The 18,770-nt window shown below is 74.2% G+C and carries 17 protein-coding genes and 1 pseudogene; 13 read left to right on the top strand and 5 right to left on the bottom strand.

Translation table 11 applies throughout. The annotated features are described in order from the left end of the window. Nucleotides 1-50: 50 nt before the first annotated feature. Both AB0H53_RS17515 and AB0H53_RS17520 read left to right on the top strand, forming a co-directional pair. Complete coding sequence (locus tag AB0H53_RS17515) at nucleotides 51-1,091, top strand: NlpC/P60 family protein (RefSeq protein WP_362113375.1); 1,041 nt, start codon at nucleotides 51-53, stop codon at nucleotides 1,089-1,091. Nucleotides 1,092-1,107: 16 nt separating this feature from the next. Next, a complete protein-coding gene (locus AB0H53_RS17520; RefSeq protein ID WP_362113377.1) occupies nucleotides 1,108-2,247 on the top strand; it encodes a hypothetical protein in 1,140 nt (379 codons plus the stop codon). Between the two features lie 38 nt (nucleotides 2,248-2,285). Here the strand turns inward: AB0H53_RS17520 and AB0H53_RS17525 are convergent, their stop codons facing one another. Next, nucleotides 2,286-3,527: a glycosyltransferase family 87 protein gene (locus AB0H53_RS17525; RefSeq protein WP_362113379.1), complete on the bottom strand. Its 1,242-nt coding sequence runs from the start codon at nucleotides 3,525-3,527 to the stop codon at nucleotides 2,286-2,288. Between the two features lie 98 nt (nucleotides 3,528-3,625). On the opposite strand from AB0H53_RS17525, the gene AB0H53_RS17530 reads away from it, so the two are divergent. Further along, entirely contained in the window at nucleotides 3,626-4,768 is a 1,143-nt protein-coding gene (locus tag AB0H53_RS17530) for a glycosyltransferase family 4 protein (RefSeq protein WP_362113381.1), read from the top strand. Between the two features lie 43 nt (nucleotides 4,769-4,811). On the opposite strand, the gene AB0H53_RS17535 is transcribed toward AB0H53_RS17530, so the two are convergent. Next, nucleotides 4,812-6,608 carry an AMP-binding protein gene (locus AB0H53_RS17535; RefSeq protein ID WP_362113384.1) on the bottom strand — a complete coding sequence of 599 codons (1,797 nt, stop codon included), beginning with the start codon at nucleotides 6,606-6,608 and terminating at the stop codon, nucleotides 4,812-4,814. A gap of 256 nt (nucleotides 6,609-6,864) precedes the next feature. Here AB0H53_RS17535 and AB0H53_RS17540 point away from each other — a divergent pair, with 256 nt between their 5' ends. From AB0H53_RS17540 to AB0H53_RS17565, 6 genes are all read left to right on the top strand, one after another. Beyond that, complete coding sequence (locus AB0H53_RS17540) at nucleotides 6,865-7,632, top strand: metallophosphoesterase (RefSeq protein WP_362113387.1); 768 nt, start codon at nucleotides 6,865-6,867, stop codon at nucleotides 7,630-7,632. A 71-nt stretch (nucleotides 7,633-7,703) separates the two neighbouring features. Next, entirely contained in the window at nucleotides 7,704-8,153 is a 450-nt protein-coding gene (locus AB0H53_RS17545) for an SRPBCC family protein (RefSeq protein ID WP_362113390.1), read from the top strand. Nucleotides 8,154-8,165: 12 nt separating this feature from the next. Further along, the gene (locus AB0H53_RS17550; protein ID WP_362113393.1) at nucleotides 8,166-9,335 is read left to right on the top strand and encodes an ArsA-related P-loop ATPase; all 1,170 of its coding nucleotides are present in this window, start codon (nucleotides 8,166-8,168) and stop codon (nucleotides 9,333-9,335) included. A gap of 39 nt (nucleotides 9,336-9,374) precedes the next feature. Beyond that, the gene (locus AB0H53_RS17555; RefSeq protein ID WP_362113396.1) at nucleotides 9,375-9,806 is read left to right on the top strand and encodes a DUF5304 domain-containing protein; all 432 of its coding nucleotides are present in this window, start codon (nucleotides 9,375-9,377) and stop codon (nucleotides 9,804-9,806) included. Between the two features lie 65 nt (nucleotides 9,807-9,871). Next, nucleotides 9,872-10,813 (top strand): ROK family glucokinase, encoded by a 942-nt coding sequence (locus AB0H53_RS17560; RefSeq protein ID WP_362113399.1) that lies wholly within the window; start codon nucleotides 9,872-9,874, stop codon nucleotides 10,811-10,813. A gap of 177 nt (nucleotides 10,814-10,990) precedes the next feature. After that, the gene (locus AB0H53_RS17565) at nucleotides 10,991-11,752 is read left to right on the top strand and encodes an endonuclease/exonuclease/phosphatase family protein (protein ID WP_362113402.1); all 762 of its coding nucleotides are present in this window, start codon (nucleotides 10,991-10,993) and stop codon (nucleotides 11,750-11,752) included. A gap of 40 nt (nucleotides 11,753-11,792) precedes the next feature. Here AB0H53_RS17565 and AB0H53_RS17570 read toward each other — a convergent pair whose 3' ends face one another. Then, entirely contained in the window at nucleotides 11,793-12,359 is a 567-nt protein-coding gene (locus tag AB0H53_RS17570; protein ID WP_362113405.1) for a hypothetical protein, read from the bottom strand. Then, nucleotides 12,352-13,158: an alpha/beta fold hydrolase gene (locus AB0H53_RS17575; protein WP_362113408.1), complete on the bottom strand. Its 807-nt coding sequence runs from the start codon at nucleotides 13,156-13,158 to the stop codon at nucleotides 12,352-12,354. Before AB0H53_RS17575 ends, AB0H53_RS17570 begins: the two co-directional genes overlap by 8 nt. A 348-nt stretch (nucleotides 13,159-13,506) precedes the next feature. Here AB0H53_RS17575 and AB0H53_RS17580 point away from each other — a divergent pair, with 348 nt between their 5' ends. The 4 genes and pseudogenes from AB0H53_RS17580 to AB0H53_RS17595 all read left to right on the top strand — a co-directional run. Next, nucleotides 13,507-14,259 (top strand): lysophospholipid acyltransferase family protein, encoded by a 753-nt coding sequence (locus AB0H53_RS17580; protein ID WP_362113544.1) that lies wholly within the window; start codon nucleotides 13,507-13,509, stop codon nucleotides 14,257-14,259. A gap of 44 nt (nucleotides 14,260-14,303) precedes the next feature. Next, a complete protein-coding gene (locus AB0H53_RS17585; RefSeq protein ID WP_362113411.1) occupies nucleotides 14,304-15,512 on the top strand; it encodes a DUF5931 domain-containing protein in 1,209 nt (402 codons plus the stop codon). Next, nucleotides 15,509-16,183, top strand: coding sequence for a response regulator transcription factor (locus tag AB0H53_RS17590; RefSeq protein ID WP_362113414.1), 675 nt, complete (start codon nucleotides 15,509-15,511; stop codon nucleotides 16,181-16,183). The genes AB0H53_RS17585 and AB0H53_RS17590 overlap by 4 nt, the downstream gene beginning before the upstream one ends. Nucleotides 16,184-16,357: 174 nt before the next feature. Continuing rightward, a pseudogene (locus AB0H53_RS17595) lies at nucleotides 16,358-16,824 on the top strand (6-phosphofructokinase); the annotation flags it as partial. A gap of 55 nt (nucleotides 16,825-16,879) precedes the next feature. On the opposite strand, the gene AB0H53_RS17600 reads toward AB0H53_RS17595, so the two are convergent. Continuing rightward, nucleotides 16,880-18,766 carry an anthranilate synthase family protein gene (locus AB0H53_RS17600; protein WP_362113417.1) on the bottom strand — a complete coding sequence of 629 codons (1,887 nt, stop codon included), beginning with the start codon at nucleotides 18,764-18,766 and terminating at the stop codon, nucleotides 16,880-16,882. Nucleotides 18,767-18,770: the final 4 nt, after the last annotated feature.

Raw genomic sequence — 18,770 nt, forward strand, 5'->3', positions numbered from 1 at the left:
GCTACTGTCTGCCGCGCAACACCCGCGTACAGCTGAAGGGAGCGCGGTTCGTGGCGTCCCACCGCCGGTCCTCGTCATCCTCGTTCCCGGGGCTCACCCGGGGCACGACCGTCACTGTCCTCTCCGCGGCGGCGGCCACCGCCGCCGCGGCACTCGGCGCCGCCCCGGCCGCCGCCGACCCCGCGGGCCCGGTGGAGGCCACCCGGGCCCAGGTCGACCGGCTGTACGCGGAGGCCGAGAAGGCCACCGAGGGCTTCAACGAGGCGGACGAGCGCACCGACCTGCTGCGCCGGCGGGTGGAGCGGGCGCAGGACAGCGTGGCCCGGGGGCAGGAGCGCATCAACCGGATGCGCGGCGCGCTCGGCTCGGTGGCCGGGGCCCAGTACCGCTCGGGCGGCATGGACCCGGCACTGGCGCTGCTGCTCTCGGAGGACCCCGACACCTACCTGGACAAGGCGGCGGCGCTCGACCGGATCAGCGAGCGCCAGGCCAGTGCCCTGCGGGAACTGCGGCAGGCCCAGCGCCGGCTGTCCCAGGAGCGCACCGAGGCCACCCGTACCCTCGCCGAACTGGAGCGCAGCTGGGCCGTGGTGGCCCGGCACAAGCGCATGGTCGAGCGCAAGCTCGCCGAGGCCCGGGCGCTGCTGAACGCCCTGCCGGCCCAGGAGCGCACCGCCCACGAGCGGGCCTCCCGCTCGGGCCGCGACGAGCCGTCGCTGCCGTCCCTGGCGGGTGAGGCGGCGTCCGGGCGGGCGGCCGTGGCGGTACGGGCCGCGCGCTCGGCGGTCGGCCGCCCCTATGTGTGGGGTGCCAACGGCCCGGACTCCTTCGACTGCTCGGGCCTGATGCAGTGGTCGTACGCACAGGCGGGTGTCGGTCTGCCGCGCACCTCGCAGGCCCAGCGCGACGCCGGACGGCACGTCCCGCTCTCCGAGGCCCGCCCCGGCGACCTGGTCACCTACCGCTCCGACGCCAGTCACGTGGGCATGTACATGGGTGACGGGCAGGTCGTCCACGCGCCCTACCCCGGCGCCCCGGTCCGCTACGACCCGGTCGGCATGATGCCGGTCACGGCCGTCACCCGGGTCTGACCGTACGATCTGGAGGATGGCGGCGGGTCGGAGACATGCGGTGGTGGCGCTCTGCCTCGCCCTGTCCTCCCTCTCCGGCTGTACGGTTCCGCAGGCACCCCCGGACGCCACCGCCACGCGCGCGATCCAGGCGGCACTGGACCGCAGGGCCGCCGCGGTCCTGGCCGACGGCCCCGACGGCCTGCCGCTGAGCTCCTGGTCCTACCGGATCGTCCGGGTGCGACGGGACGGCGACCGGGCCCGGGTGCGCGCCGAGCTCCGCTACCGCTTCGCCGGTCACGACGACGGCGCGGTGACCGCCGAGCGGGCCATGGAGGCGGAGGAACGGGACGGTCGCTGGCACGTGACCGCCGACCGCCCCGCCGAGGGCGCCGCGCCGCAGCTCTGGGAGCAGGGCCGCCTCGACGTGGTGCGCGGCCGGCGGAGCCTGGTCCTGGGCGTGGGCCACGACCGGGACCGGCTGCGGTCCGTCGCGGCGGTCGCGGACCGGTCGGTGCCCGCCGTGTCGGAGGCCTGGCCCGAGCCGTGGGCCGGACGCCTGGTGGTGCTGGTCCCGGCGTCGCTGGACGCCATGGGCGCGCTGCTGGGGGCGCCGGCGGCCGGTTACCGGGGGGTCGCCGCGGTGACGACCGGCCGGGCCGGGGGCGGTGCGGACGCCCCGGCGGACCGGGTGATCGTCAACCCGGAGGCCTACCAGGAGCTGGGTGAGGCGGGCCGGGCGTTCGTGCTCACCCACGAGACGGCCCACGTGGCGACCCGGGCGCACACCTCCGGGGCCACGCCCCTGTGGCTCTCCGAGGGCTTCGCCGACTGGGTGGCCCACCGCGGTACGGGCGGCGACCCGGCGCGACTGGCCCCCCGGCTGCGCGACGCGGTCCGCGCCGGCGACCTGCCCGCCGAGCTGCCCGGCGACCAGGACTTCGCCCTCACCGGTGACCAGGCCACCCTGTCCCGGGCCTACGAGGAAGCCTGGCTGGCCTGCGCGCTGATCGCCGAGCGGTGGGGCGAGGCGGAACTGACCGCGTTCTACCGGGCGGTGGGGGAGCGGGGCAGAGGCCCCGGCTCGGTGGAGAAGGCCCTGCGCGACGTGCTGGACACCACGCCGGAGAGCTTCACCCTGGCCTGGCGGGCCCACCTCCGCGAGCGGCTCGGCTGAACCGGGGCCCGGCGGACCGAGGGTCCACGGAGCGCGATTCAGGAAACCAGTTCGCGGTCGTGGCCGCCCTGGGCCGGGACCCTGGCGTGTTCGCGCAGGCGTGGTTCGGTGACCGTCCGGTGCCACAGCCGGCGGCCGGCGGTGATCGTGGCCGCGACGAGCAGGCCGTTGCGTACGGTCAGCAGCAGCAGGCCCAGGGGGTCGCTGTCCACCACGTGCGAGAACCAGATGGGGAACTCCAGCAGGGTCACGCCGGTCGCGGCGACGACCAGCCAGGCCGGCCGCCGCATCGGGCTGTCCCGGAACACCAGGCAGACGGCGGCCAGGCCGACCAGCCACAGCATGTACTGGGGGCTGATGACCCGGCTGGTGGTGGTGAACAGCAGTACGGCGACGAAGGCCGCGTCGCACAGGGTGGTGGTCCGGAACTCGCGGGCCCGTATCCGCCACAGCAGGAGCCAGCCGAAGGCGGCGACGGTGAGGGTGAGGGCGGCGGCGCTGACCATCGGGACGTACGGGCCGAGGAACTCGACGGATCCGTAGTTGAGGAGCACCTGTCCGTCCCAGCCGAAGTGGCGGGCGACGTGGAAGACGAGGGAGCCCAGCGACTCGACCTCGGTGCCGCGGTCGCGCTGGAAGGTGAGGAAGGCCAGGGCGCCGGGTGCGGCGGCCGCGCAGAGCAGGAGCACCGCCGCGCCCGAGCCCGCCGCGGTGGTCCACGAGCGGAGGGTGGCGCGTCCGCGCCGGGTGCCGGCGAGCAGCAGGACCGGCCACACCTTCAGCATCGCCCCGAAGCCGGCCAGCGCCCCGAGCAGCCGGGGGTGGCGCACCCCGGCCAGCAGCGCGGCGACGGCGACGGCGGTGACCATCAGGTCGTAGCGGGCGTACGCGGTCGGGCCGAGGAGGGGGACGCCCGCGATCCACACCCAGGAGCCGGAGAGCGTCTTGCCGGGGCGCCGTCCGGCGTACAGCAGCAGGCCGAAGACGAGCGCGTCACAGACGAAGGCCAGCAGGTAGAACGCGGAGGCGTAGTCGAGGAACGGCAGCAGGAGGGGGGAGAGGATGGCGAGCGCGGCGGCCGGCGGGTACTGCCAGGTGACGTCGTCCAGCGGGTAGGTGCCGGTTCTCAGCACGTCGTACCAGCCCTGGTAGATCACCGAGATGTCGGTGGTGACGTCCGGCCCGGGCAGGCGGAACACCTTGAAGACGCAGAGCAGCAGTGCGGTCCTGGTCAGGATCCATATGGCGATCGGGAGCCGGGTGCCGCTGGGGCCCTTCATGCCTACCTCGTCCGGGTGTGTGGGTGATCGGGGGCGGTGGTGCCGGGCGGGACCGTGCGTGAGCGGTGGTGCAGGGCCGTTCGGTACTGTCGGTGACGATGCACAAGACCTTGATCGTAACCAACGACTTTCCGCCCAGACCCGGCGGTATTCAGGCGTTTCTGCACAACATTGCGCTCAGACTCGATCCGGAACAGGTGGTGGTCTACGCCTCCACCTGGAAGCGCGGCCGTGAGGGCGCCGAGGCGACCGCACTGTTTGACGCGGAACAGCCCTTCCGGGTTGTCCGCGACCGGACGACAATGCTGCTCCCCACGCCCCGAGTGACCGCCCGCGCGGCCGGACTGCTGCGCGAGCACGGCTGTGCGTCGGTGTGGTTCGGCGCGGCCGCCCCGCTGGGGCTGATGGCCCCGGCGCTGCGCAGGGCCGGGGCCCGGCGGCTGGTCGCGACGACGCACGGGCACGAGGCGGGCTGGGCGCAGCTGCCGGGCGCCCGCGCGCTGCTGCGCCGGATCGGCGAGGACACCGACACCATCACGTACCTGGGCGAGTACACGCGCTCGCGGATCGCCGGCGCGCTGACGCCCGGTGCCGCGGCGCGCATGGTGCAGCTCCCGCCGGGGGTGGACGAGAAGACCTTCCACCCCGGCTCGGGCGGCGACGGGGTCCGCCGGCGGCTGGGGCTCGCGGACCGGCCGGTGGTGGTGTGCGTCTCCCGCCTGGTGCCGCGCAAGGGACAGGACACCCTGATCAGGGCGATGCCCGCGATCCTGGCCCGGGTGCCGGACGCGGTACTGCTGATCGTCGGGGGCGGTCCGTACGAGACGGACCTGCGCCGGCTCGCGGACGCGACCGGGGTGGCCGGATCCGTACGGTTCACCGGGGCGGTGCCCTGGGCCGAGCTGCCGGCCCACTACGGCGCGGGTGATGTCTTCGCGATGCCGTGCCGCACCCGGCGGGGCGGTCTGGACGTCGAGGGCCTCGGCATCGTGTACCTGGAGGCGTCGGCGACCGGTCTGCCGGTGGTGGCGGGCGACTCCGGGGGTGCCCCGGACGCCGTGCTGGACGGCGAGACGGGCTGGGTGGTCCGCGGGGACGCGCCGGCCGAGTCCGCCGAGCGGATCGTCACGCTGCTGCGGGACCCGGGGCTGCGGCAGCGGATGGGCGAGCGGGGCCGGGCGTGGGTGGAGGAGAAGTGGCGCTGGGACCTGCTCGCGGACCGCTTGCAGGCGCTGCTGTGAAGGCGAGGAGGGGCGGAACGTCACGTTCCGCCCCGGTCGCTCCCTACCCGCGGTAGATCGCCTCGATCTCGTCGGCGAAGTCCTTGGCCACCACGTTCCGCTTCAGCTTCAGCGACGGCGTGATGTGCCCGGCCTCCTCGGTGAACTGGGAGGCGAGGATCCGGAACTTGCGCACCGACTCGGCCTTGGAGACCGCGGCGTTGCCGTCGTCGACGGCCCGCTGCACCTCCGCCAGCAGGTCCGGGTCGTCGCGCAGCGCCGCCGCCGTCGCCCCGGCCGGCTTGCCGTGCTCGGCCGCCCAGCGGCCCAGGAACTCCTCGTCGATGGTGACCAGCGCGCCCACGAAGGGACGGCCGTCGCCGACCACCATGCACTCGGCGACCAGGGCGTGCCCGCGGATCCGGTCCTCGATCACCGCCGGGGCGACGTTCTTGCCACCCGCGGTGACCAGGATCTCCTTCTTGCGGCCGGTGATGGCCAGGTAGCCGTCCTCGTCAAGGGTGCCGATGTCACCGGTGTGGAACCAGCCGTCGGCCAGCGCCTCGGCTGTCGCCGTCTCGTTGTTCCAGTAGCCGGTGAAGACGTGCTCGCCGTGCAGCAGCACCTCGCCGTCGTCGGCGATCCGCACCACCGAGCCGGGCAGCGGCTGGCCGACCGTGCCGATCTTCTGCCGGTCCCACGGGTTGAACGCGGTCGCGGCGCACGACTCGGTCAGGCCGTAGCCCTCCAGCACGGTGAAGCCGATGCCGCGGAAGAAGTGGCCCAGCCGCTCGCCCAGCGGCGCGCCGCCCGAGATCGCGAACTCGCCGCGCCCGCCCAGCACCGCCCGCAGCTTGCCGTAGACCAGCTTGTCGAAGACGAAGTGCTTCAACCGCAGCCCGAGCGAGGCGCCCTCGGGGGTGCCCAGGGCGCGGCTGTAGGCGATCGCCGTGTGCGCGGCCCTGTCGAAGATCTTGCCCTTGCCGTCCGCCTGGGCCTTGGCGCGCGCCGAGTTGTAGACCTTCTCGAAGACGCGCGGCACCCCCAGGATCAGCGTCGGCCGGAAGGAGGCCAGCTCGTCGGTGAGGTTCTTGATGTCCGGCACGCAGCCGAGCCGGATCGGCGCCAGCACCGACGCCACCTCGACCAGCCGGCCGAAGACGTGCGCGGTGGGCAGGAAGAGCAGCACGGAGCACTCGCCGGTGCGGAACAGCGGTTTGAGGCGCTCCACCACGTTGCCGCACTCCGCGAAGAAGTTGCGGTGGGTCAGCACACAGCCCTTGGGGCGGCCCGTGGTGCCCGAGGTGTAGACGATGGTGGCGATGTCGTCGGCCTTGGCGGTGGCGCTGCGCTCGTCGACGGTCTCCTCGGAGACGTCCCGGCCCGCCTCGGCCAGCTCGCCGACCCCGCCCTTGTCGATCTGCCAGACGTGCCGCAGCAGCGGCAGGGCGTCGCGGACCGACTCGACCGCGGCGGCGTGCGTGTCGCCCTCCACGACCACCGCGACCGCGCCGGAGTCGCCGAGTATCCACTGCACCTGCTCGGCGGAGCTGGTCTCGTACACCGGCACGGTCACCGCGCCCGCGCTCCAGATGGCGAAGTCCATCTGCACCCACTCGTAGCGGGTGCGCGACATCAGCCCCACCCGGTCCCCGGGCCGTACGCCGAGGGCGATCAGACCCTTGGCGGCGGAGCGGACCTCGGTGAGGAACTGCGAGGCGGTGACATCGGTCCAGGCGCCGGCCACCTTGCGGCCCATGACCGCCACATCTGGGTGCTGAGCGGCATTGCGGCGGATGAGATCCGTCAGGTTGCCGTCCGTGGGGACCTCGTACAGGGCCGGAAGGCTGAACTCGCGCAAAACTGCTGCTCCTCATCGGGCGCCGGCGCCACGGCTCTGTGTGATGCACCGGTTGCGGTCCAAGGTCGGGCAGGTGCTCGGTGGGGGTGAGCACGACTGGACTGCCCGGACGTTACCCACCAGTACTCGGTTCCCGATAGGGGCCCTGGCCAGATGTTCCCTGCGTCACACGTGATTGACGGTGCTTGACGCACAGTAGTCCACACCCGCGAGGACCCGGAAGTAACCGCAGGTCCACCGCCTATGGTGGGTGCTCATGCGAGTCCATGTGGTCAGTGACGTACACGGCAACGCCGAGGGCCTGGCCCGGGCCGGGGACGGGGCGGACGCCCTGATATGCCTGGGCGATCTGGTGCTGTTCCTCGACTACGCCGATCACAGCCGCGGCATCTTCCCCGACCTGTTCGGCGCCGAGAACGCCGGCCGGCTGGTGGAGCTGCGCACGGCCCGCCGCTTCGAGGAGGCCCGCGCCCTCGCCGGGGAGCTGTGGGCCGGCCTGCCGGTGGATCGCCGGACCGCCGTCGAGTCGGGCGTCCGCCGCCAGTACGCGCAGATGTTCGCGGCCTTCCCCACCCCGACGTACGCCACGTACGGGAACGTCGACATGCCCGCCCTGTGGCCCGAGTACGCCGGGCCGGGCACCACCGTGCTGGACGGCGAGCGGATCGAACTCGGCGGCCGGGTCTTCGGCTTCGTGGGCGGCGGCCTGCGCACCCCGATGCGCACCCCGTACGAGATCTCCGACGAGGAGTACGCGGCCAAGGTCGAGGCGCTCGGCGAGGTCGACGTGCTCTGCTCCCACATCCCGCCGGAGGTGCCGGAGCTCACCTACGACACGGTCGCCCGCCGCTTCGAGCGCGGCAGCCGCGCGCTGCTCGCCGCGATCAGGCGCACCAGGCCCCGGTACGCCCTGTTCGGCCATGTCCACCAGCCGCTGGTCCGGCGCATGCGCGTGGGGGCCACCGAGTGCGTCAACGTGGGGCACTTCGCGGCGACCGGGCGGCCATGGGTCCTGGAGTGGTGACAGCCGCCCACGCGATAGCCTTCCTCTCGTTCGCACACCCCCGTCGGGACCGCACTGGAGGAGCCACAGCGATGGCGGAACACACCAGCTCGAGCATCGTGATCGAGGCGGCACCGGCCGACGTCATGGGAGTGATCGCCGACTTCGCGCGATACCCGGAGTGGACCGGCGAGGTGAAGGAGGCCGAGGTCCTGGAGAAGGACGGCGCCGGCCGCGCCGGGAAGGTCCGCCTGCTGCTGGACGCCGGTGCGATCAAGGACGACCACACGCTGGCCTACACCTGGACCGGTGACGACGAGGTCAGCTGGACCCTGGTGAAGTCGCAGATGCTGCGCGCCCTGGACGGCTCCTACCGCCTCGCCCCGCTGGGCGGCGGCGAGCGCACCGAGGTGACGTACCAGCTCACCGTGGACGTCAAGATCCCGATGCTGGGCATGATCAAGCGCAAGGCGGAGAAGGTCATCATCGACCGCGCGCTGGCCGGCCTGAAGAAGCGCGTCGAGTCGGGTGCCCGGGCCTGAGGAACGGCCCCCGTGCGCACCCTCCTCGTCACCGGACCCGGCGGCGCCGGGCGGACCACCGCCGCAGCCGCCACCGCCCTCGGCGCCGCCCGGCGGGGACAGCGGGTGCTGTTCCTCACCGGCGACCCGGTCGACTGGTTCGCCCCCGGCCCGGGCGGCCCCGACGTACGCCGCGTCGACCCCGGCGCCCACTTCCGCGCCGAGGTCCTCGCCTTCCAGCAGCGCGCCGCCACCGCCCTGGGCATGCTGGGTGCCGAGCCGCTCGCCGACGAGGAGCTGACCGAGCTGCCGGGCAGTGACCGGTTCGCCCTGCTGCGGGCACTGCGCGACGCCGCCGCCGGCGACTGGGACCTGGTGGTGGCCGACCTGCCGCCGGTCCGGGACGCCATCGCCCTGCTCGCCCTGCCCGAGCAGCTGCGCCGCTACCTGCGCCGGCTGCTGCCGCCCGAGCGGCAGGCCGCCCGCGCACTGCGTCCCATGCTCGCCCAGCTCGCCGGCGTACCGATGCCCGCCGAGTGGCTGTACGCCACCGCCGCCCGCTGGGACGGCGAACTGGCCGCCGTTCAGGCCCTCCTCGACGCGCCGACGACCACCGTCCGGCTGGTCGCCGAGCCCGGCCCGGCCGCCGCCGACGCCCTGCGCACCGCTCGCGCCGGGCTCGCCCTGCACGGACGCGCCCCCGAGCTGACCGTGGCCAACCGGCTGCTGCCCACCACCTCCCGCGACCCCTGGCTGGCCGCCCTGGCCGCCCAGCAGCAGACCCACCTCAAGGAGCTGCACCGCGCCTACGAGGCGGAGCGCGCCCCCGACACCGTGCGCGAGCTGCCTCACCTGGGCCTCGACCCCCGCACCGCCGACGACCTCGCCCCGCTCGACGTGCCCCCGGCGCCCGCCCGGCCGGCGCCGGCGTGGACCGTGGAGGACCGGCGCGACCCGGACGGGGTCCTCGTCTGGCGCATCCCCCTGCCCGGGGCCGCCAGGGGCGACCTCGGCCTGGTCCGGCGCGGCGACGAACTGGTGCTCACCGTCCGGCCCTTCCGCCGGGTGGTCTCCCTGCCGTCCGCCCTGCGCCGCTGCACGGTCTCGGGCGCGGCCCTGGCCGACGGGGTGCTGAGCGTCCGCTTCACCCCGGACCCGGAGCTGTGGCCGCGCGCACTGAACGGCCTACCACCGTTCGGGTAACGTCGGGAACACAGAGCCGTCCTTCCGCAGGAGTACGCCATGAGCGAGGCAACCGAGCGTCCCGACCCCGACGCCTGGGCGCGGGCCTGTGCCGAGGACCTGGAGGCCGAGAAGGCGCGCCGCGGCCAGGGCGCCCCGCCGCCCGGCGCCGCCGCCGACGAGCTGCGCAAGCTCGTCGACGCGGTGGCCGACAAGGTCGCCTCACTGCGCGCCCCGCTGCTCGGCCTGGGCGCCCAGGACACCGTGCAGCGCCTCGTCGACCAGGCCAGGGCCGCCGTCGAGCCGGTCATCGAACGCAACCCGCAGGTCTTCGACCACCTCGCGGCCGCCGGCAGTGAACTGCTCGCCGCCTACCGCTCGGCCGTCGAGGGCCACGAGCGCCGCTGGACCCAGGGCGGGGCCGGCGGGGCCGGCGGGCCGAGGAAGAACGACGAGGGGCCGGGGCCGACCGAGCACATCGACCTGGACTGACCGGGCCGTGCCCGCCCTCGGGTACGGTTGGCCGTAGCGGGGCTCGACCGAAAACTGAGGGACACATGGGACTCACCATCGGCGTCGACATCGGCGGCACGAAGATCGCGGCCGGCGTGGTCGACGAAGAGGGCACCATTCTCGACACCCACAAGGTGCCCACCCCGTCGACCGCCGAAGGCATCGTCGACGCGATCTGCGCGGCCGTCTCCGAAGCCGGCAAGGGTCATGACATCGAGGCGGTCGGCATCGGCGCCGCCGGCTACGTCGACGACAAGCGCGCCACCGTCCTGTTCGCGCCGAACATCGACTGGCGGCACGAGCCGCTGAAGGACAAGGTCGAGCAGCGCGTCGGGCTCCCCGTGGTCGTGGAGAACGACGCCAACGCGGCGGCCTGGGGCGAGTACCGCTTCGGCGCAGGCCAGGGCCACGACGACGTCATCTGCATCACCCTGGGCACCGGTCTCGGCGGCGGCATCATCATCGGCAACAAGCTGCGCCGGGGCCGCTTCGGCGTGGCGGCCGAGTTCGGCCACATCCGGGTCGTGCCGGACGGCCTGCTCTGCGGCTGCGGAAGCCAGGGCTGCTGGGAGCAGTACGCCTCCGGCCGCGCCCTGGTGCGGTACGCCAAGCAGCGCGCCAACGCCACCCCCGAGAACGCCACGATCCTGCTGGGCCTCGGCGACGGCACCCCGGACGGCATCGAGGGCAAGCACATCAGCGACGCCGCCCGCCAGGGCTGCCCGGTGGCCGTCGACTCCTTCCGCGAGCTGGCCCGCTGGGCCGGCGCGGGCCTGGCCGACCTGGCCTCGCTGTTCGACCCCTCCGCGTTCATCGTCGGCGGCGGCGTCTCCGACGAGGGCGAACTGGTCCTCGACCCGATCCGCAAGTCGTTCCGCCGCTGGCTGGTGGGCGGTCAGTACCGTCCGCACGCCCAGGTGCTCGCCGCCCAGCTCGGTGGCGAGGCCGGGCTGGTCGGCGCGGCGGACCTGGCCCGCCAGGGCTGACCACCACCCGGTACCAGCGACGGTGCCCGCCGTGTCCCCCGCAGGACGCGGCGGGCACCGCCGTTCCCGCCGCGCTGTCGCGCCGGCCGCGCCCACCCGGGCCGTCGCCCCCGCGGTGGCCCGGCCGGGCAGGTGTCGGCCCCGGCCCCGGCGGTACGGTCCCGTATCTTGCTGCGCATGTCGATCACCGCACTCCCCAACTCCCGCACCGAACCGGACGGTTCGGCCGTGATCCGGGTGCTCAGCTACAACATCCGGTCGATGCGCGACGACGAGGACGCGCTGGCACGGGTCATCCGGGCCTGCGCGCCCGACCTGGTCTTCGTGCAGGAGGCGCCCCGCTTCTTCCGCTGGCGCAAGCACGCCGCCCGGCTCGCCGCGAAGAGCGGCCTGGTGGTGCTGACCGGCGGTGCCACCGCGTCGGGGCCGCTGCTGCTGTGCTCCCTGCGGGTGACGGCCGAGCACACCGAGGACGTCCTGCTGCCGCTCACACCGGGGCTGCACCGGCGCGGCCTCGCGACCGCGGTGGTACGCATCGGGAGCGTCCGGCTCGGGCTGATCAGTTGCCACCTGGGCCTGCGGGCCGAGGAACGCCGGGCCCAGGCCGGGCTGCTCCTGGAGCGGGTGGCCGCCCTGGCCGCGCTGGGTGCGCCGCACACCGTCGCGGCGGGCGACATCAACGAGCGGCCCGGCGGGCCCGCCTTCGGCCGGCTGGCGGGCGAACTCCAGGACTGCTGGGCGGTACGGCCCTGGGGCGGCGAGCACACCTTCACCCCGGGCGACCCCGACCGCCGCATCGACGCCGTCTTCGCGACGAAGGGCGTCGAGGTGCTGGGCTGCGGCGTGCCGCACGGCCTGCCGGGAGTCACGGACGCGGACCTGAGGGCGGCCACGGACCACCTGCCGGTCCTGGCCGCTCTCCGGGTGCCCCCTCGGTGACACCCCCGCGCCACGGCACCCCGGCGGGGCGACCGGAGGCTCACACCACCGCGCCGCGCCCCGGGTCGTCGTTCTCCTCGTCGTCGCCGTGCCGCATCCGGGCGACCAGCGTCAGGAAGCCGCCGACGAACCCGCCGACGCACAGGGTGGTCAGCCACCAGGTCTTGTCCCACTGGAACAGCACGGCGAGCAGCATCAGCACCGGGCCGCCGACCACACCGAGCCAGGCGAACTTGGCCGTGGTGTCGGCCTCCGGCAGCGGCGGCGGCTCCGGGGGCACGAAGTGCCCCTCGTCGCCGTCGTCGAGGTCGTCGTCCCCGGCCTCGGCCGACGCGTAGTCGCGCGGGCCGGGCGGGGCCAGCCCCGGGGCGAAGATCACCGAGCCACCCAGCGGCTTGTCCGGTTCCGGCTCGGGTTCGCGGGCCTTCTTGCCCGGCAGGTCGTTGACGTCGTCCTCCAGCAGGGCGAGGTCCTCCACCGACTTGAACGGCTTGGCACCCGGCGGATCGGCCGGTTCCTCGCCGTACGCGGCCACGATCGCCGCCCAGGCCGCCTCCTCGTCGAACGGCTGCTCGTCCCGCTTGTCGGAGTCGTGCTGCTCAGCCACCGGTCGTGCTCCCTCCCCTGGCCTCCGGCATGGGGGACCCCATCGTGCCGACGCGCGGAGCGAGCCGGGTGATGAAGGCGTGACTCTCCTCGAAGATCCGCTCCGCGTCATGGTCCAACGTCGCCACGTGGTAGCTCTGTTCCAGCAGGACCTCACGCACGTCCGTGGACGAGACGCGGCTGAGGACGCGGGCCGAGTCGGCGGGCGGCACGACATGGTCCTGCGGGCTGCGCATCAGCAGCAACGGCTGGGTGACCTGAGGCAGCTCACCGTCCACCACCCGGAAGAACTGCCGCAGCGAATACGCCGCGTGCAGCGGCACCCGGTCGTAGCCGAGCTCCGTCACCCCGCCCCTGGCGATGTCGTCCGCCAGGCCCCTGGTGGCCGGGACCAGGTGGCGCAGCACCGGCAGCGCGTGGGCCGCGAGCCCGTGCACCTTGTTCGCCGGGTTCACCAGGGCGACGCCCGTCACGGCGTCCCCGTGCCTGGCGGCCAGGCGCAGGGCGAGCGCCCCGCCCATGGAGAGCCCGAAGACGAAGACCCGGGAGCACCGCTCGCGCAGGCCCCGCAGCTCCCGGTCCACCTCCGCGTACCAGTCCTGCCAGCTCGTGACCTGCATGTCCTGCCAGCGTGTGCCGTGTCCGGGCAGCAGCGGCAGCGACACCGTCAGGCCGCGCCCGGCCAGGTACCGGGCCCACGGGCGCAAGGACTGCGGCGAACCGGTGAAGCCGTGACAGAGCAGTACGCCGACCTCTCCGCCCTCGTGGCGGTACGGCTCGGCTCCAGGGAGGACCGGCACCGGGGTCTCCTGTTCGGGGGTCGATGGGGCTCGGGATGAAGGTGTAGTTCACCGTACGCGACGGGACCGACACCGACCAGGGCCGTCACCGCCCGCCGGCGGGGCCCGGCAGGCGCCCCGGCACCCTCCGGGGAGCGGCCCGGAAGCACCCGGTGAATACCGGGCGAGCCTCCGGGGAGCTGTCGGAAAACGGCGGGGGAGTCGCCGGGGAACGGGGGAAGGCGGGAGGAAGGGCCCGCGCGCGGCACCCCGACCGCCACCGCGAGCCGCGCGAGCGGACGCGACCGCCGCACGGGTTAAGGTCAGGTGGACGGAACACAGGAGGCATTCGAGTTGATCTACGGCGCAATGAAGTTCTCCATCGGCGGGTCCCTGAAGCTCGCCTTCAGGCCCTGGGTGGAGGGCCTGGAGAACATTCCCGCCGAGGGGCCGGCGATCCTCGCGAGCAACCACCTGTCCTTCTCCGACTCCTTCTTCCTGCCGGCGGTCCTGGACCGCAAGGTGACCTTCATCGCCAAGGCCGAGTACTTCACCTCGCCGGGTCTGAAGGGCAGGCTCACCGCGGCGTTCTTCAAGGGCGTCGGACAGCTGCCGGTGGACCGTTCGGGTGCCCGGGGCGCGGGCGAGGCGGCGATCAAGAGCGGTATCGAGGTGCTGGAGCGCGGTGAGCTGTTCGGCATCTACCCGGAGGGCACCCGCTCGCCGGACGGCCGGCTGTACCGGGGCAAGCCGGGCGGGCTGGCGCGGGTGGCGCTGGCCACCGGGGCGCCGGTCATCCCGGTCGCGATGATCGACACGGAGAAGATCCAGCCGCCCGGCAAGGTCGTCCCCAAGCTGATGCGCCCGGGGATCCGGATCGGCAAGCCGCTGGACTTCAGCCGCTACCACGGCATGGACGGCGACCGGTTCATCCTGCGCTCGGTCACCGACGAGGTGATGTACGAGATCATGAAGCTGTCCGGCCAGGAGTACGTGGACATCTACGCGACCGCCGCGAAGCGCCGGATCGCGGAGCAGCGGGCCGCCGTGGAGAAGGCCGCCAAGGCCACCGCGGACCAGGCCGGACGGGGACAGGCCGGACGGGAACAGCCGGGCGTCTAGCCGGCGTCGTCCGGCAGCGGGGTCCGGTTCGGGGGTGGGGGAGCATGACCGAGCGCGAGCGTGTCGTGCGCATGTCCGTCGAGCAGCCGCTGTGGCGCGCGCTCACCGGCTACCGCGTCCTCACCATGGGGTACGCGGTGCTGCTGTTCGTCTTCACCCGGGAGAAGTTCGAGCGTCCCTGGGTCGCTGTCGGCTTCCTCGCCGTGCTGTGCGTCTGGACGCTCGCCACGCTCCCCAAGGTGGCGGGCGCCGCCAGTTGCACCAGGCGCTTCCTCGTCGCCGACCTGGCCCTCGCCCTCACCGGCATCCTGCTGACCCCCCTCGCCGACGCCCAGGCCCAGAGCATCGAGGGGCCCACGCTGCCGACCATCTGGACGGCCGGCTCGGTCCTCGCGTACGCCATCAAGGGCGGCTGGCGCTGGGCCGGGTTCGCCTCGTCCCTGGTCGCCGTCGCCAACATCATCGAGCGCGGCCACCCCAGCCGGGACACCGTCCACAACGTGCTGCTGGTGTGGGTCGCCTCCATAGCGATCGGTTACGTCGTGGAGGTCGCCCGCGCCTCCGAGCGCACCCTCGCGCGCGCCCTGGAGATCGAGGCGGCCACGCGAGAGCGCGAGCGGCTGGCCCGCGACATCCACGACTCGGTCCTCCAGGTGCTGGCCATGGTCCAGCGCAAGGGCACCGCGCTGGGCGGCGAGGCCGCGGAGCTGGGCCGGATGGCCGGCGAGCAGGAGGTCGCGCTGCGTGCCCTGGTCGCGGGCGGCCTGGCCCGCCCCTCGCACGTCTCCGAGGACGAGTCGCAGGGCGCCGTCGTTCGGATCGTGGAGGAGCCCGACGAACCGGCCGGCGACGGCCCCAGCGATGTGCGGGCCCTGCTCGCCCCGTACGCCGGGTCGCGGGTGACCTTGTCCGAACCGGGCGCCCCGGTGCTGCTGCCGCCCGCCGTGGCCGGGGAGCTGGCGGCCGCCGTCGGTGCCGCCCTGGACAATGTCCGCAGACACGCCGGAGAGGACGCCCGGGCCTGGATCCTGGTCGAGGACTGGCCGGACGAGGTGGTCGTGACGGTACGGGACGACGGGCCGGGCATCCCGGAGGGGCGGCTCGCGCAGGCGGAGGGGGAGGGGCGGATGGGTGTCGCCCTGTCCATCCGTGGCAGGCTCCGGGACCTGGGCGGCAGCGCCGAGCTGGTCTCGGTGCCGGGCCAGGGCACAGAGGTCGAGTTGACGGTTCCACGGGGGAAGGCACAGCGATGAGTGAGCACGGACAGATCAAGGTGATGGTGGTCGACGACCACCCGATGTGGCGGGACGCGGTCGCCCGCGACCTGGCCGAGGCGGGGTTCGACGTGGTCGCCACCGCCGGCGACGGTGAGCAGGCCGTGCGCCGCGCGCAGGCGGCCTCCCCCGACGTCCTGGTCCTGGACCTGAACCTGCCCGCCAAGCCGGGTGTCCAGGTGTGCAAGGAGCTCGTCGGCGCCGACCCCCGGCTGCGGGTGCTGGTGCTGTCCGCGAGCGGGGAGCACGCCGACGTCCTGGAGGCGGTGAAGTCCGGGGCCACCGGCTACCTGCTCAAGTCGGCCAGTACCGGCGAACTGATCGACGCCGTGCGCCGTACGGCCGTCGGGGACCCGGTCTTCACCCCGGGCCTGGCGGGCCTGGTGCTCGGCGAGTACCGCCGCCTGGCCGGCGAACCGGCGCCGGCCACCGGGGCGGACAAGTCCGACGCGCCCCGGCTGACCGAGCGCGAGACCGAGGTGCTGCGCCTGGTCGCCAAGGGGCTGAGCTACAAGCAGATCGCCGAGCGCCTGGTCATCTCGCACCGCACGGTGCAGAACCACGTGCAGAACACCCTGGGCAAGCTCCAGCTCCACAACCGGGTCGAGCTGGTCCGGTACGCCATCGAACGCGGTCTGGACGACGTGTAGACGGCGTGCGCCGGATCCCCGGCGGCCGGCGCCGGGCCCGCGGACCCGTCTCCGTCCCCGGCCCCCGACCGGCCGTCCCCCGCCCGCGATCCACCTTCCGTACCGTCCCGGAGTGACCCGGGTCACCACGGGCGTGGCCCGGGTAGGTATCCATGACGGCGAAGGGGAGCCGCCATGCGGGTCGGAGTCCTGACGGCGGGCGGCGACTGCCCCGGCCTCAGCGCGGTCATCCGCGGCATCGTCCGCAAGGCGTGCGGGAGTGCGGCTGCGAGTTCACCGGCTTCCGGGACGGCTGGCGCGGGCCGCTGGAAGGCGACACGGCGCGGCTGGACATCCCGGCCGTACGCGGCGTCCTCCCGCGCGGCGGTACCGTCCTCGGCTCCTCGCGCACCAATCCGTTCACCGTGCCCGGCGGCGCCCGCCGGATCAAGGACAACCTCGCCGGGCACGGGGTCACGGCGCCCATCGTGATCGGCGGCGAGGACACCCTCGGCGTCGCCGCCCGCCTGAGCGACGGGTACGGCGTGCCGTGCGTCGGCGTGCCCAAGACCATCGACGACGACCTGTCCGCCACCGACCACACCCCCGGTTTCGACACCGCCGTGAACACCGCCACCGAGGCCATCGACCGCCTCCACACCGTCTTCTTCGGCCGACCCCGCCGGGCCCGGGGCCCCGGCCCCGCGCCGCCCGGTGTCACCTCCGGCTCACGGCGAGCCCGTCCACCAGCTCCCGGACCAGCGTCACCCCGCGCAGCGTCAGCACCGATTCCGGGTGGAACTGGACACCGGCGAAGCCCGGCCCGCGCAGCGCGTGCACCTCACCCGTCCGCGCGTCCCGGCCGACCTCCACGCCCCGGGCCGCCAGCGCGGCGGCCGCCGTGTCGTCGCACCGGGCCGTGAAGCTGTTGTAGAAGCCGACCGTCTCCGGTGCGCCGAACAGATCGATCCGCTCCTGTGCGCCCTGGAGGGGGACCCGCTTGCGGACGATGTCCAGGCCCAGCTCCGCCGCGATCAGCTCATGGCCCAGGCACACGCCGAGCAGCCCATGGCGGTGCTCGCGGACCAGCTCGGCGGTGAGCGCCCGCAGGGCCCGCATCTTCGGGTCGGCCGGGTCGGACGGATCGCCCGGCCCCGGCCCGAGGACCACCGGCCCCCGGTGCGCCAGCGCCGCCTCGGGCAGGCCCGGCTCGTCGAAGGGGCGCACCGTGACCTCCAGCCCCGAGGACCGCAGCAGGTGCGCGAGCATCGCGGTGAACGTGTCCTCCCCGTCGACCACCAGGGCGTGCCCGGCGGCCGGCCCGCGGGACCGCTCCCGCATCCGCAGCCAGAACGGCGCGAGGTCCGCGCGCCGGGCGTCCAGGGCCGCCCGCACCCGGGGGTCGTCCGCCAGCCGGGGCCGCGGCCCCTCCTCGTCCGGCCGGGCCGGGCGCGCACCCAGTGCCGCCAGCACCCCGGCCGCCTTGGCGTGGGTCTCCGCCACCTCGCCCGCCGGATCGGAGTGGCGCACCAGCGTCGCCCCGACCGGGACGCGCAGCTCACCGGAGGCGGAGATGTCGGCGGTGCGGATGAGGATGGGCGAGTCCAGCGTCTGCGCGCCGTTCGGATCGGTGCCGAGCAGGGCCAGCGCCCCCGCGTAGTAGCCGCGCCCGTCCGGCTCGTGCCGCTCGATGACCCGGCAGGCGTTGCGCACGGGCGAGCCGGTGACGGTCGCCGCGAACATCGTCTCGCGCAGCACCTCCCGCACGTCCAGCGATGACCGGCCCCGCAGCTCGTACTCGGTGTGGGCCAGGTGCGCCATCTCCCTCAGCCGCGGCCCGACCACCACCCCGCCCCGGTCGCCGACCGCGCACATCATCTTCAGCTCCTCGTCCACCACCATGGAGAGCTCGTCGGTCTCCTTGCGGTCGGCGAGGAACGCCAGCAGCCCCTCGGCCGTCGGTCCGCCGGCCGGGTAGCGGTAGGTGCCGCTGATCGGGTTCATCACGACCGTGCCGCCCGACATCCGCACGTGCGCCTCGGGGCTGGCGCCGACCAGGGTGCGTTCCCCGGTGTGCACCACGAAGGTCCAGTACGCGCCGCGCTCACCGGCCAGCAGCCGGCGGAACAGCGCCAGCGCTTCGGGCCGCCCGAAGCCGGGGATCCGCCCCCGGTACGTACGGCGGACGACGAAGTTCGCGCCCTCGCCACGCCCGATCTCCTCCTCGACCACCCGGCGAACGGTGCGGGCGTACTCCTCGTCGGACACGTCGAAGGCGCCGCCCTCGACCGCCACGCCGTGCGCGGGGAGCCGTTCCAGGGCCTCGGCGAGCGGCATCTCGTACGCCTCCGCGGCGACCAGCACGGACAGCGGGGTGCCGTCGTCGCGCACGTCGAAGCCCCGCTCGCGCAGCTGCCGGAACGGCACCAGGGCCAGCGCGGGCCGCGGCCCGACGGGCAGGTCGGACAGCCGTTCCACCTCGTGGACGGGACCGACCAGGACCTCGACGGTGTCGTGGTCACGGCCGGGGGCGCGTCTGCGCAGCAGGGCGAAGGGCGGGGCGGAGTCGTCGAGCAGCCGGGTCGGGTCGAAGCCGGGGTTCATGCGA

Source organism: Streptomyces sp. NPDC050856 (genome assembly GCF_040653855.1).
Lineage (GTDB): Bacteria > Actinomycetota > Actinomycetes > Streptomycetales > Streptomycetaceae > Streptomyces.

Excerpts from the sequence above, each read along its gene's own strand:
- AB0H53_RS17520 (WP_362113377.1), top strand. The coding sequence starts at position 1,108 with ATGGCGGCGGGTCGGAGACATGCGGTGGTGGCGCTCTGCCTCGCCCTG.
- AB0H53_RS17525 (WP_362113379.1), bottom strand. The coding sequence starts at position 3,527 with ATGAAGGGCCCCAGCGGCACCCGGCTCCCGATCGCCATATGGATCCTG.
- AB0H53_RS17530 (WP_362113381.1), top strand. The coding sequence starts at position 3,626 with ATGCACAAGACCTTGATCGTAACCAACGACTTTCCGCCCAGACCCGGC.
- AB0H53_RS17540 (WP_362113387.1), top strand. The coding sequence starts at position 6,865 with ATGCGAGTCCATGTGGTCAGTGACGTACACGGCAACGCCGAGGGCCTG.
- AB0H53_RS17545 (WP_362113390.1), top strand. The coding sequence starts at position 7,704 with ATGGCGGAACACACCAGCTCGAGCATCGTGATCGAGGCGGCACCGGCC.
- AB0H53_RS17555 (WP_362113396.1), top strand. The coding sequence starts at position 9,375 with ATGAGCGAGGCAACCGAGCGTCCCGACCCCGACGCCTGGGCGCGGGCC.
- AB0H53_RS17560 (WP_362113399.1), top strand. The coding sequence starts at position 9,872 with ATGGGACTCACCATCGGCGTCGACATCGGCGGCACGAAGATCGCGGCC.
- AB0H53_RS17565 (WP_362113402.1), top strand. The coding sequence starts at position 10,991 with ATGTCGATCACCGCACTCCCCAACTCCCGCACCGAACCGGACGGTTCG.
- AB0H53_RS17580 (WP_362113544.1), top strand. The coding sequence starts at position 13,507 with ATGAAGTTCTCCATCGGCGGGTCCCTGAAGCTCGCCTTCAGGCCCTGG.
- AB0H53_RS17585 (WP_362113411.1), top strand. The coding sequence starts at position 14,304 with ATGACCGAGCGCGAGCGTGTCGTGCGCATGTCCGTCGAGCAGCCGCTG.
- AB0H53_RS17590 (WP_362113414.1), top strand. The coding sequence starts at position 15,509 with ATGAGTGAGCACGGACAGATCAAGGTGATGGTGGTCGACGACCACCCG.
- AB0H53_RS17600 (WP_362113417.1), bottom strand. The coding sequence starts at position 18,766 with ATGAACCCCGGCTTCGACCCGACCCGGCTGCTCGACGACTCCGCCCCG.